The sequence below is a fragment of the Sphingomonas sp. Leaf62 genome (assembly GCF_001421915.1).
Lineage (GTDB): Bacteria > Pseudomonadota > Alphaproteobacteria > Sphingomonadales > Sphingomonadaceae > Sphingomonas.
Genome location: NZ_LMLN01000023.1, coordinates 176,804 through 189,322, shown reverse-complemented (window position 1 = coordinate 189,322; position 12,519 = coordinate 176,804). Strand labels below are relative to the sequence as shown.

9 protein-coding genes and 1 pseudogene are annotated in these 12,519 nt (G+C 66.4%); 3 read left to right on the top strand and 7 right to left on the bottom strand.

Translation table 11 applies throughout. The features are described from left to right. From ASE91_RS20610 to ASE91_RS10015, 4 genes and pseudogenes are all read right to left on the bottom strand, one after another. Window positions 1-99 (bottom strand): annotated as a pseudogene (locus tag ASE91_RS20610) (TerC family protein); the annotation flags it as partial. Window positions 100-103: 4 nt separating this feature from the next. Beyond that, window positions 104-1,405 (bottom strand): CitMHS family transporter, encoded by a 1,302-nt coding sequence (locus ASE91_RS10025; protein ID WP_055998178.1) that lies wholly within the window; start codon window positions 1,403-1,405, stop codon window positions 104-106. A gap of 22 nt (window positions 1,406-1,427) precedes the next feature. Next, the gene (locus ASE91_RS10020; protein ID WP_056625665.1) at window positions 1,428-2,921 is read right to left on the bottom strand and encodes an OprO/OprP family phosphate-selective porin; all 1,494 of its coding nucleotides are present in this window, start codon (window positions 2,919-2,921) and stop codon (window positions 1,428-1,430) included. Then, window positions 2,918-3,988, bottom strand: a complete 1,071-nt coding sequence (locus ASE91_RS10015) for an ABC transporter substrate-binding protein (protein WP_056625662.1) — start codon at window positions 3,986-3,988, stop codon at window positions 2,918-2,920. Before ASE91_RS10015 ends, ASE91_RS10020 begins: the two co-directional genes overlap by 4 nt. A gap of 97 nt (window positions 3,989-4,085) precedes the next feature. Here ASE91_RS10015 and ASE91_RS10010 point away from each other — a divergent pair, with 97 nt between their 5' ends. Both ASE91_RS10010 and ASE91_RS10005 read left to right on the top strand, forming a co-directional pair. Beyond that, window positions 4,086-4,751 carry a response regulator gene (locus ASE91_RS10010; protein ID WP_056508059.1) on the top strand — a complete coding sequence of 222 codons (666 nt, stop codon included), beginning with the start codon at window positions 4,086-4,088 and terminating at the stop codon, window positions 4,749-4,751. Then, entirely contained in the window at window positions 4,741-6,174 is a 1,434-nt protein-coding gene (locus ASE91_RS10005) for a sensor histidine kinase (protein WP_056625659.1), read from the top strand. The genes ASE91_RS10010 and ASE91_RS10005 overlap by 11 nt, the downstream gene beginning before the upstream one ends. A gap of 24 nt (window positions 6,175-6,198) precedes the next feature. Here ASE91_RS10005 and ASE91_RS10000 read toward each other — a convergent pair whose 3' ends face one another. Further along, window positions 6,199-9,204: a TonB-dependent receptor domain-containing protein gene (locus ASE91_RS10000; protein ID WP_235530407.1), complete on the bottom strand. Its 3,006-nt coding sequence runs from the start codon at window positions 9,202-9,204 to the stop codon at window positions 6,199-6,201. Window positions 9,205-9,517: 313 nt separating this feature from the next. Continuing rightward, complete coding sequence (locus ASE91_RS09995) at window positions 9,518-10,300, bottom strand: hydroxypyruvate isomerase family protein (RefSeq protein ID WP_200911233.1); 783 nt, start codon at window positions 10,298-10,300, stop codon at window positions 9,518-9,520. Between the two features lie 309 nt (window positions 10,301-10,609). Between ASE91_RS09995 and ASE91_RS09990 the strand changes: the two genes are divergently transcribed. Next, window positions 10,610-11,533: a LysR family transcriptional regulator gene (locus ASE91_RS09990; RefSeq protein ID WP_056625653.1), complete on the top strand. Its 924-nt coding sequence runs from the start codon at window positions 10,610-10,612 to the stop codon at window positions 11,531-11,533. Here the strand turns inward: ASE91_RS09990 and ASE91_RS09985 are convergent. After that, the gene (locus tag ASE91_RS09985) at window positions 11,484-12,506 is read right to left on the bottom strand and encodes a bile acid:sodium symporter family protein (protein WP_056625650.1); all 1,023 of its coding nucleotides are present in this window, start codon (window positions 12,504-12,506) and stop codon (window positions 11,484-11,486) included. The two genes, ASE91_RS09990 and ASE91_RS09985, sit on opposite strands and share 50 nt — an antisense overlap. Window positions 12,507-12,519: the final 13 nt, after the last annotated feature.

Here is a 12,519-nt window from a genome sequence, read left to right as displayed (position 1 = left end):
CATCACGTCGATCAGCACGACCTGCGTAAAGGCGGCGAGCGCGGACGGACTGCCGATATTGGCGAAGTCCGCGACGATATGGTTCCAAAGTTCGGTCATCGATTCAGCTGACGAACGGGAAGGCGAGCACGATCATCCCGACCAGCGTCATCACGACACAGACCGCCGTCGCCGGGATCAGCGTGAACCGCTGGTGATCGGCAAGGTCGATACCGGCAAGGCTGACCAGCAGATAGGTCGAGGGGACGAGCGGGCTGAGCAGATGGACCGGCTGCCCCATCAGCGACGCGCGGGCGATGGCGATCGGCGACACGCCATAATGCGCGCCGGCTTCCGCGAGGATCGGGAGCATCCCGAAATAGAAGGCGTCGTTGGAGATGAAAAAGGTGAAGGGCAGGCTGAGCAGCGCGGTGATCGGCGCCATATACGGCCCCAGCGCCGGCGGGATGAAGCCGACGACTTCCTTGCTCATCGCTTCGACCATGCCGGTGCCCGACAGGATGCCGGTAAAGATGCCGGCGGCGAAGATCAGCGACACGACCGACAGGACGTTGCCGGCATGGGCCGCGATGCGTTCCTTCTGTTCGGCGACCTGCGGATAGTTGACGATCATGGCGATGGCGAACGCCAGCATCATCAGCACCGACAGCGGCAGCAGACCGACCACCAGCCCGACGATCAGCGCCAGCGTCAGCGCACCGTTGAACCAGCGCAGGTGGTAGCGGCGCGCTTCGGGGAACTGCGACACCGCCATGCCGGTGAAGGCGGTCGGTCCGTTGGCCTTCACATGGCCGATGCGGCGGCGTTCCTTGCGGCCGAACCAGATGGCGAGACCGATGAGGAAGGCGAGACCGGCGAGCATGCCGGGGATCAGCGGCAGGAACAGCGTGGCGGGATCGATCTTCAGCGCGCTGGCGGCACGCGCGGTCGGGCCGCCCCATGGCGTCAGGTTCATCACGCCGCTGGTGCTCATGAGCAGGCAGCACAGATACAGCCGGTTCATGTCATAGCGTTTGTACAGCGGCAGCAGCGCGGCGATGGTGATGATGTAGGTCGTCGACCCATCGCCATCGAGGCTGACGATCGCGCACAGCACGACCGTGCCGATCAGGATCAGCATCGGATCGCCATGCACGACCTTCAGCAATCGGTTGACCAGCGGGTCGAACAGGCCGGTATCGGTCATGATCGAAAAGAACAGGATGGCGAACAACAGCATCACGCCGGTCGGCGCGAGGTTCTTGATCCCGTCGATCATCATATCGCCCAAGCCGCCGGCAAAACCGGCGAGCAGGGCAAAGGCGGTGGGGACGGTGATCAGCGCGACCAGCGGGGTCATCCGCTTGGTCATGATGAGCGTCATGAAGGTGGCGACCATCAGGAAGCCGAGCAGGGCGAGATCCATATGCGTAATGCTCCCCGAGGGATCAGAAGGTGACGGCGATGCGGGTCATGACGGTCTGGCCGTCGTCCGGCCCGACATAGGCGCCGGCGCGATTGTCGGTGTTCCAGTGGACCAGATTGGCCTGGAAGCGGGTGAAGCTGTTGAGATACCAGTTGGCACCGATCGTCGCGGCCCAGCCCTGTCCACCGGTCAGCAGATCGGCGTAATCGAGATTTTCATAGCGTGCGGTCATCTCGATCGCGCCCGGCCCGCCTTCGAAGATCGGACGCAGCACGCGCGGCTGTCCGAAGCTGCCGAGGCGCGGATTGTAGGGCGGCAGGTCGCCGGTGACGAACCACCCGCCCGACAGGCTCCACGCCTTGCTCACAAAATCGGGGCGACCGGCGTCGAGGCGGGCATGGCGCTGCCCCGCTTCGCCCATCAGCCACACCGGGCCGACATAGCCGCCGAGTTCGAGGCCATAGCCGGTGGTGCCGGTGCCGCCGGTCAGCGCGCCCGACGATACGCGCAGCGCACCGTTGAACCGGCCGCCGATCACGGTGTTGCGGGTCAGCGTGGTCGCGCCCGCGGCCAGCCCTTCGTCGAACCCCCATGCGCCCAGATGCAGGACGCTGTTGCCGGTCTTGATCGGGTTCCAATGGGCGCGGGCCAGCACGGTGCGGCTGTCGTTGCCCGACTGGTTACCGTCGATCCGGTCGCCGGTAACGGTGAACGATGCGTGGCCGGTCTTCCAGAACACCCGCGGCATGATGCCGATGCCATAGAAGCCACGCTGCGGGATGATCGCGGTCGACACGACGGTGCGTTCCATGAACGGCGTCGAATCCGAACCCGTCGATCCTTCGAACCCGCGATCGTTGAACAGGTGGCCGGCGCGGACGTCGTAATCGATGCCCGGCGCGATCCGGTTGCGCCACCCGATGAACGCGGTGACGATGTCGACCTCGTTCTCCGAAAAGTCGCTTTCGAACTGGTAGAAGAAGTGCGTGCCGACCCCGCCTTCGAGGCCGAGGCGCAGCGCGCGCATGCCGGTGGTGGTGATGTTGCGCGCGGTATAGTCCGACCCGAAGGTCGAGCTGACATCGGTCAGGATGCGGCCGCGCGGCTTGAAGGTATAGATGCCGTCGGCCGAATGGAACACGGGCAGGCCCGCGCCCCATTCGGTGGTAACGCCGGCGGCATTGGCCTGCCGCGCCTGCGCGACGTCGCGTTCGGCCGGGCCGGGGGGAACCAACTGCGGCGCGAACGGGCTGGTGACGTTGCCGCCCGACTGCGACGGCACCTGCGCAAGCTGTGCCGGCGGTGGTGCGACGGCGGCGGGCGTGGCGGGCGTGGCCGGGGCGGCAACGGCGCTTGCGCTCTCCAACCGGTCGAGCCGGGCGCGCAGCGTCGCGATCTCGGTGGCCTGTGCGCGCACCAGTTCGGCCAGTTCGGCGGCGCTCGGCGTCTGTGCCAGCGCCGGGGTGGCGGCGACCAGCGCGACGAGCGCGCAACCGCTTCGGAAAAGCTTCATCATTTGCTTCCTTCGGTGAGGATCGCGCGCCAGTCGGCCAGGAAGCGGCGGCGCTTGATCGTATCGAGATTGACGAGAAGTTCGGGCCCGACGCGGATCGGGCGCTGCTGTCCGGCCGACAGGCGCGGCGCGCGCACGTCGCTGCGCACCGGCAACAGCCATTGCCGGGCCAGCAGCGTCTGCCCGGTGCGCGACAGCAGGAAATCGAGGAACAGCTTGGCCGCTGCCGGACGCCGCGCATCGCGCGCGATGAAGGCGACGCGCGAGGCGATCAACGTATAGTCGCGCGGAAACACCACGCCGATGCGGCGGTCGCGTTGCGCGGCGGCCAGCGCATAAGGGCCGACGACGTTGTACGCGATGGCGATGCGGCCATCCGCGACCGCCGCGAGCATCGGTTCGGTCTGCGGCGACAGCCATGGCCGCGTCGCCGCCATCGCCTGTACCAGCGAGCGGGTGTCGCGGGTGATGGCATAATCCTCGGCCAGATACAGATAGCCGACGTTCGATCGCGCCGGATTATAGGTCGCGACCTTGCCGGTCAGCGGCACGCGGCCGGCGCGCAACAATGCCTCGAACGCCTGATGGGTACGAGGCACCCGCCCCGGCGGGATCAGCCGGCGGTTGTAGACGAACGCGACCGGCTCGGCGGTGACGCCATATCCCATGTTCTTCCACACCGCATCGGCGGGAAGGGCGGGCTTTTCGGGACTGTGATAGGCCTGGGCATAGCCGTCGTTGATCAGCTTGGCCTGCAAATCCATGCCCGACGACCAGATCAGGTCGGCACTTGGGACCCGGCGCTGCGCTTCGGTGACGACGCGGCGATAGATGTCGCGCGACTCGAGTACCTCGTACCGCACGGCGACGCCGGGATAGGTGCGGCGGAACGCGGCGATCAGCGCCGCCATCGCCGCCGCATCGGCATTGCCATAGACGCGCACGCCCCCCTCGGCCCGCGCCGCCTCGATCAGCGCGTCGTACGACTGCGGATACCCCGCCGGGCGTTGCGCCACCGCCGGCCCGGCCAGACCGATCAGCGTCATCAACAGGATCAGGAGTCGTTTCATGCACATCCTCTCGCTTCCCGTCTCTCGGTTCGGGTAAGCACTGGGGCATGTCGTACGCATCGAACCTGTCAGCCACCTTTCACCGGATTGGTTTCCGATGCGAATATTGATCGTCGAGGACGATGCCGCGCTGGCGCGCAGCATCGTCGCGTTGCTGCGCAGCGCCGGCCACGCGGTCGATCCGGTCGCGCGGGGCGAGGACGCGCTCATCGCCTTGGCCGACGAGCCGTATGCGCTGGTCATTCTCGACGTCGGGCTGCCGGACATCGACGGGTTCGCGGTCTTGCAGGCGCTGCGCCGGCGCGGCGACAAGGTGCCGGTGCTGATGCTGACCGCGCGCGACGCGCTCGACGACCGGGTGCGCGGGCTCGATCTCGGTGCCGACGACTATCTGCGCAAACCCTTCGCGCCCGAGGAACTGGAGGCGCGCATCCGGGCACTCGGCCGCCGGCGCGGCGGTGATCCGACACCGGAACTGGTGATCGGATCGCTGGTGCTCAACCGGTCGACGGGACAGGCACAGATCGGCGACCGCGTGCTCGACCTGCGGCGGCGCGAATGGGCGGTGCTCGACGCGCTGGCGGCGCGTGCCGGACAGATCGTGCCGCGCGAAACGCTGCAATCCGAAGTGTTCGGCTATGACGATCCGGTCGGTCCCAACGCGATCGAGGTGAACATCACCCGGCTGCGCGGAAAGCTCGCTCCCGATGGGCCGGCGATCCGCACCGTGCGCGGCGTCGGGTATCTGCTCGATGCCGGCTGAGCGTCCTGCCGGCACCGAAAACCATCGCGGTCGTGCGCTGGCGCTGCGCACCCGGCTGCTCGCGGCGATGCTGGCCCCCCTGCTGGGCATCGCGGTGTTGCTGGGTCTGGCCGGGGCGACGCTGATCGCCGATGTCGTGCGGCGGACCAACGACCGGGTGCTGGGCGGCGCGCTGGGCGCGGTCGCCGAAACGGTGCAGGTCGAACGCGGCGAGGTGACGATGGACCTGCCCGCCGCCGCGTTCGGGATGCTGGAAAACAGCGAACGCGACAATGTCTATTACCGGATCGCGGTCGGCGAGCGGCTGCTGACCGGCTATGCCGGCCTGTCGGCACCGCGCATCGCCGATCTCGCGATCGATACGCCGCGCTTCCGCTATGCCAGCTATCGCGATCAGCCGATCCGCATCGCCGAGGTGCGTCGCGACCTGCCGCGCATCGACGGGCCGGTGATCGTGCAGGTCGCCGAGACGCTCGACGGACGCCGCGCATTGCAACGCCGGCTGCTGGTCGCGCTGCTGCTGGGCGAGGTGTTGCTGGTCGGGGTGGCGATGCTGCTGATCCGCCCGGCGCTGGGCTGGAGCCTGCGGCCGCTCGCCCGGCTGCGCGGCACGGTGGCGGCGCGCGACACGCGGGCGACCCCCGATCTGTCGCCCCTCGCTACCGGTCCGCTCCCGGTGGAACTATTTCCGCTTGCCGAGGCATTCGACCACCTCCTCGCCCGCCTCGACACCGCAACGGCCGGAATCCGCCGCTTTACCGCCGACGCCTCGCATCAGATGCGCACGCCGCTAGCGGTGCTGAAGGTACAGGTCGCGCTGGCGCGACGCGGCGATCCGGCGGCGCTTGGCGAGATCGCCGATGCGGCCGACCGGCTCGAACGCCTCGTCACGCAACTTCTTGCCCTAGCCAGGGCCGAGGAAGCCGGTGCATCGCCCCCCCGCGCGCGGGTCGACGTGCGCGAGGTGGTGGTGGCCGTCATCAATCGCCGGATCGGTCAGGCGATCGAGGCGGGAGTGGACATCCATCTGGATGCGCCGGAAGCCGACGTGGCGATCGCCGGCCACCGCACGCTGTTGTTCGAGATCCTGTCGAACCTGCTCGACAACGCGATCCGGTACAATGGCGACGGCGGCATGATCACGATCGGCATCGCCGAAGCAGGCGGCAGCGTGACGCTGAGCGTCGCCGATAACGGTCCTGGCTTGCCCGATGCCGATCTCGACCGGGTCGGACAACGTTTCGTGCGGCTTGCGACGAGCGCGGGTCGCGAAGGGAGCGGCCTGGGTCTCGCGATCGTCCGCTCCGCAACCCAGCGACTGGGCGGCCGGATCGAGTTCCGCAATACCCGACCCGGTTTCCGCGTGACGCTCCACTTCGACGATGTCGTCACCGACCGCATCGCTGCGGTCGGTGATGACTGACGCTGGACGCAGCGACGGTTACGCTCAGAAGCTGAAGTTGGCTCCGGCGCTGAACGCCCGGCCGACCAGACCCGCATAGTGCCAGCTGCTCAGATAGTTCGGATTGCTGGTATAGGCCCCCGATGCGAGCGGTGCCCGGTTGTTGGTCACGTTCTGGACGTTGACGAAGAAACGGAACTGATCGTTCACCGCCACCGCGGCATTCAGATCGGCATAGATGAACGGCCGGATATAGCATTGCGCGGTCAGCGCCTTGCTGCACGACAGGTCGATCACCCCGTTGACGTCGGGGATCTGGTCGGCCGCAACCTGCTTGATCCGGCCGACATAATAGGTGGTCGAGGTCAGCGCGAAGTTGCCGATTTCGACCGAATTCTGCCAGTTGCCACGGGTACGCGGCGTACCGCCGCCCGACGACAGCTGGTACGGCCCCAGCGTACCGGCATATTTCTGCACCACGCCCGCCGGGGTCACCAGGTTGAGATTGATGACCTGCGTGATGTCCAGCCGGCTGATGAGGCGCACCCGATCCGACAGCGCGACGTTCAGGTTCGCCTGCATGTCGACGCCCGAACTGACCTGATAGTTCGCGTTGACATAGGGTACGTTGAACACGAGCAGGCGGGGCAGGGCACCCGGGTTGTTGGGATCGGGCGCGTCGATGACGTTGCACCGATAGCCGTCGCCCACCGCCGCGAGCGCGGCACAGCTGGCGGTCGCATTGGTCTGCTCGTAATAGGCCTTGATCGCATTGGCGCGCAACGGGCCGCTGATGATCAGGTCCGACTTCTTGATGTTGTAATAGTCGACGGTCAGGTTGAACCAGCGCACCGGCTTGAAGATGGCGCCGGCCGAAAAGCTGCGCGAGACTTCGGGCAGGATGTCGGGATTGCCGGTCGAACCGCCGCCGATGCTGTAGGTCGCGGTATAGGCCGTGTTACCGGGATGCGCCGCGACGAAGCTGGCCGGCGGCGTGAACGACGAGAAGCCCGAATAGCTGCTGGCCGGGTTGTTTTCGGCGAAGGTCGGCGCGCGGAACCCCTTGGAATAGGTCGCTCGCAGCGAGAACTGGTCGATCGGCATGAACTTCATGCCGACCTTCGGCGAGAAACGGCTATAGCCCTGCGAATAGCTGTCGTAGCGGCCCGACACGTTCAGGTCGAATTCGCGCAAGAACGGCGCGTCGATTTCGAAGAAGCCCGCGGTCACCGTCTGCGCGCCCCGCGCCGACGACGTGTTCAGCCCGTAATAGCTGAGATCGCGGTTCTGGTTGCGGTTCATCAGCGTCTCGCGACGGACCTGGAAACCGACACCGGCGTTCAGGTCGCCGCCGGGCAGCACCATCACCGACTTGAGCAGCGAACCGCCGATCGTCGCGACCGTCGAATAGGACGGCGTGGTGCGATCGGGCGAAACCTGTTCGCGCACCGCCGCCGTGTTCTGCTCCGGATTGACGAAATTGTAGCTGCCGGTGTTGACCGCGTTCAGCAGGCCCTGAATGTTCAGGAACCCGCGTTGCGTGACGCTGAAATTGTCGCGGGCATAGACGCCGTTCAGACGGAACTTGAAACCGCCGCCCAGATCGCCCGAGATACCGGCCGTCGTGCGGAACACGTCGACATAGCGGTGGCTGTTCGCCGGGATGTCGCCGAACGAATAATAGATGCGCGCCGCCCCCTGACCGGGATTGTTGGCAAAGGCGGCGGCATAGGGGTTGTTGGGGTTCAGGCGTCGGTCGGCCGCGGTCGCGCAATTGACGCCGGCCGCGCAGACATAGACCGGCAGGACGATGCCCGGGCTGCTGGACGCGAGCGCCGCCGACCCGCCGAACGGCTGCGTCTGGCGGATGCCGGTCGGCGCGCCCTTGATGTCGACTTCGGAATGCGAATAGCTGCCGCTGGCGAAGGCTTCGAAACTGTCGCTCAGGCGGATGCTCAGGCGACCGGTGGTCGAATAGCGCTGCTGCTGCGGCTGGATGATCGAATATTCGTCGGGCAGGTTGTGGGCGCAGCCCGTTCCCTGTGCCGCCGTCGTGTTCACCGTATAGGTGCCGAACGGGCAGGAGCCGGGATTGAGCAGCTGATACTGGTTCGAGAGCGGGGCGCCGACCTTGCCCGAGAGCGGGTTGTTCAGATCGCTCTGGCTGACCCGGACCACGACCGCCTGCGGGTTCTGCGCGACCAGCGATTCGTCGTTGAGATTGCGGTCGGAAAGGCCGCTTCGCCGCAGGTCGAGCGTGTTGAAGGGATAGCCGCGCGAGTTGTTGGTGATGTACGCGTCGTAGGTGTATTCGCCGTTCAGGTAGAAGTTGAAGCCCTGTTCGCGATAATCGCCATAGCCGGCGGTCATCGTGGCACGGTAGCGCGAGCCGTCGCCCTTTTCGGTCGTGCCGCCCTGCATCGAGCCTTCGACGCCCTGGAACTGCTTCTTGCTGATGAGGTTCACGACGCCGCCGATCGCGTCCGCGCCATAGGTCGACGACGCGCCGTCCTTCAGCACCTCGACCCGGTCGACGACGCTGAACGGGATCGAGTTCAGGTCGACATAGGCGTTGTGCCCGTCATCGTTCAGCGGGAAGTTCGCCGAACGAAGCCCGTCGATCAGCACGACGGTCGACGAAACGCCGAGGCCGCGCAGCGACACGGCGGCACCGCCGGCCGAAAAGCCGTTGCGGAATCCGGTCGAGATCGAACCGGCGCTGTCGGCCGAAACCGAACGGATCGCGTCCTGTACCGTCGTGATGTTGGCGCGTTCGAGCGTCTCCGACGTCAGCACGGTCACCGGCGAGATCGAGCTCGCGTTCGAATCGCGGAACAGCGTACCGGTGACGACGATGGTCGCGGGCAGCCCGGCATCGACGGGCGCTGCTGCCGCGCCATCGACCTGCGGCACTTCTGCGGGATCGGCGGTGGTAGCGACCGGTGCCGGTACCGCTTGCTGCGCATGCACCGGAAAAGCCGTCGCGGTCAGTAAGGCAGTGGTCGAGATCCCGCAACGCAAGGTGGCGGATACCGAGTTGAACAGATGCACCGAGAATTTCCCTCAAATAACGCGACGGATGTACCGCCTGTCCCCATGCGTCGTTCGTCACGACACGGTGGGTCCGTTATTGCCGGGGTCGTTACCAACGTTTTAAGGACCCAAGGAATTGTGAAAACAATTTTTTGTATGCCGCCCTGCCGCCGGACGCGTCTGCCGTTTCGGGCGGCCTGTTCGGGAGGTGGCGCAACGAAACCGCCGCCATACGACGCGTTCGAAAACGTCGCGGCATCGATCGTGCATCGGCACGGCGGATCAATTCCGGCGTGACGTCAAGGAAACTGGAACGAAACCGTCCCGTCGCTCACACCGTGCAGGTACGCACCGCCTGAGCCAGCGCGGTCAGCGGATCGCCGACTGGCACGAATTCATGCGCGAAATAACCGTCGAATTTCAGATCGGCGATGCTGCGGGCCACCGCCTGCCAGTTCACTTCCTGCGTCGCATCCAGATTGTGACGCCCCGGCACGCCGCCGGTATGGAAATGGCCCAGCCAGCGGATGTTGTCGCGGATGGTACGGATCAGGTCGCCTTCCATGATCTGCATATGATAGATGTCGTAGAGCAGCTTTACGCGCGGCGAATTGACCTCGCTGGCGACGCGCACCCCCCATGCGGTGTGATCGGCCATATAGTCGGCATGGTCGACCTTGCTGTTGAGCAGTTCGATGCAGATCGTCACGCCGTGATCCTCGGCGATCCGCTTGACGCGGTTCAGGCCGATGACGGCGTTCGCCGCGCCTTCCTCGTCCGACAGGCCGCGGCGATTGCCCGAAAAGGCGATGACGTTGGGCACGCCCGCCTTCGCCGCCTGCGGGATGCCGACGCGGAACGCCTGCTCGATCGCCGCATGGTTCTCGCGGCGGTTGAGGCCGTTCGCGATCGTCATCACGTCGGCGGCATAGCCCATCGTGCAGCGCAGCCCGTAGCGGCGCGGCACGTCATATTCGGCGGGCTGCAACAGGTCGATGCCCTGCAAGCCCATGCCCGCCGCCGCCGCGCACAGCCGGTCGAGCGGAATATCCTGGTAACACCAGCGGCTTACCGACTGTTTGAGCCGGCCGGCATTGGCCGACGGCGCGGGCATGGCCGCGGTAGCGCCGAGCGCGAGGGAAGAGCCGAGGACGGTGCGCCGATCAATCATCCCCGAATGATATGACAAAATCCGCGGGCGGCAAAGAACAAAGCGGTCGATGCATCGCGTCGCAATTCGGTCCGTTTGACCGTCGGCTGCAACTTTGGCCAAATTCGATAAGAGATATTATGTAAATAAGGCTATCGTCGCGATCGGCAAGCCCGACACCGTCTCGACGGCGGCTCCGATTTGTCGCAGACCAGCGACCGGTAACGGCTTCCGGTCGATGACGGATGAGCCGGCCGGTTCGGTGCGGAGGTAGTGATCCTGATCAAGACCGGGCTACTCTATTTCGATCAGGCGATCCGCCATGGTTCGATCCGCAAGGCGGCGGAAACGCTGAACATCGCGTCGTCGGCGGTCAATCGCCAGCTGTTGCAGTTGGAAGAAGAGCTCGACGTGCAGCTGTTCGTCCGGATGCCGCGCGGGATCCGCCCGACCGCCGCGGGCGAGGCACTGCTCGGCTATATCCGGCGGTGGAAGCGCGAGAGCGTCGCGCTGCGTCACGAGATGCTGCGGCTGCGCGGCGGGGAGCGCGGGCTGATCCGCATCGCCGCCGCCGAAAGTCTGGCCGACGACCTCGTGCCCCGGACCATCGCCCGGTATCAGTCGCGCTTTCCGCTGATCGAATTTTCGCTGCTGGCGGGCGACAATCACCGGGTGAAGGCCGAATTGCTGTCGAAGGACGCCGACGTGATCTGCGCGTTCGATCTGACGGGAACGTCGCGCACCGCGACCATCGCCCATGTCCAGACGCCGATCGGCGTCATCGTGCCGCCCGGCCATCCGCTGGCCGCGCTCGACCGGATCACCCTGCCCGACTGTATTCCCCATGCGATCGTGACGCCGAACGACGACTGGCTGAAGCAGAGCGTGTTGCACGACCTGTTCGACGCGAGCGATATGCCGCTGAAACGGGTGGCGACGGTCGAGCGGATCGACACGCTCAAGAACCTCGTCCGCGCGGGGATCGGCATCGCGTTCCTGTCGCGGATCGGGCTGGAGCGCGAGCTGGCGGCGGGCGAGCTTTGCTGGGTGCCGCTGGCGGAGGGCGTGGTCCGCCCGGCCAGTATGTCGATCCTGCTGCAACGCGGGCGGGTGATGCCGATCTATCTCAGCAGTTTCGTCGACCTGCTCAAGGAAGAGTTCGCGCTGCTGGCGACACCGGCACCGACACTGGCCTGACCGCATCGGTGGCATCGGCCGCGTCCGCCAGTCGCCGCGCCAGAAACGCACAGGCGATCAGCTGCAACTGGTGGAACACCATCACCGGCAGCAGCACGACGCCGACCTGCGCCGGCGGAAACAGCACCCCCGCCATCGGTACCCCGGTCGCGAGGCTTTTTTTCGAACCGCAAAAGCGCATCACCGCCGCGTCGGCGGGGTCCAGCTTCATCGCCCGCGCGATCAGCCCGGTCAGCACCAGCACCACCGCCAGCAGCGCCGCGCACCATCCGACCAGTTCGGCCAGTTCCACCGCCCCGACCTGCGACCACAGCCCCTCGGTCACCGCCGCGCCGAACGCGGTGTAGACGACGAGCAGGATCGACCCCCGATCGAGCGTGGTCACCAGCCGCTTGCGGGCCGCGATCCAGTCGCCGATCCACGGGCGCAGCAAATGCCCCGCCGCGAACGGTACCAGCAACTGCAACACGATCGCCTGCACGCTGCCGAACGACAGGTTCACCCCGCCGGTCCCCGGCAGCAGCAACGCGGCCAGCGCGGGCGTGACCGCGATGCCGAGCAGGTTGGACAGCGACGCGCTGCATACCGCCGCCGCGACGTTGCCGCGCGCGATCGCGGTGAAGGCGATCGACGATTGCACCGTCGAGGGCAGCAGCGTCAGAAACAGCAATCCGGTGGCAAGGTCCGGTGCCGGCAAGCCGCTGCCGGTAATGGCGAGGCCGAGCAGCGGAAACACGACGAAGCTGGTCGCGAGGATCGCGGCATGCAGTCGCCAGTGCCGCGCCCCGGCCAGCAGTGCGCTGCGCGACAGTTTCGCGCCATGGACGAAGAACAGCGCGACGATCGCGGTATCGGCGGCGATGTCGAAAATCGGCACGCCGACCCCGCGCGGCGGCAACAGCGTCGCGATCACGACGGTCGCGAGCAGCATCAGCACATAGGGTTCGATAGTGGCGAACAATCGGCGGATCATCGGGGCACTCCGG

Excerpts from the sequence above, each read along its gene's own strand:
- ASE91_RS10025 (WP_055998178.1), bottom strand. The coding sequence starts at position 1,405 with ATGGATCTCGCCCTGCTCGGCTTCCTGATGGTCGCCACCTTCATGACG.
- ASE91_RS10020 (WP_056625665.1), bottom strand. The coding sequence starts at position 2,921 with ATGATGAAGCTTTTCCGAAGCGGTTGCGCGCTCGTCGCGCTGGTCGCC.
- ASE91_RS10015 (WP_056625662.1), bottom strand. The coding sequence starts at position 3,988 with ATGAAACGACTCCTGATCCTGTTGATGACGCTGATCGGTCTGGCCGGG.
- ASE91_RS10010 (WP_056508059.1), top strand. The coding sequence starts at position 4,086 with ATGCGAATATTGATCGTCGAGGACGATGCCGCGCTGGCGCGCAGCATC.
- ASE91_RS10005 (WP_056625659.1), top strand. The coding sequence starts at position 4,741 with ATGCCGGCTGAGCGTCCTGCCGGCACCGAAAACCATCGCGGTCGTGCG.
- ASE91_RS09995 (WP_200911233.1), bottom strand. The coding sequence starts at position 10,300 with ATGCCCGCGCCGTCGGCCAATGCCGGCCGGCTCAAACAGTCGGTAAGC.
- ASE91_RS09985 (WP_056625650.1), bottom strand. The coding sequence starts at position 12,506 with ATGATCCGCCGATTGTTCGCCACTATCGAACCCTATGTGCTGATGCTG.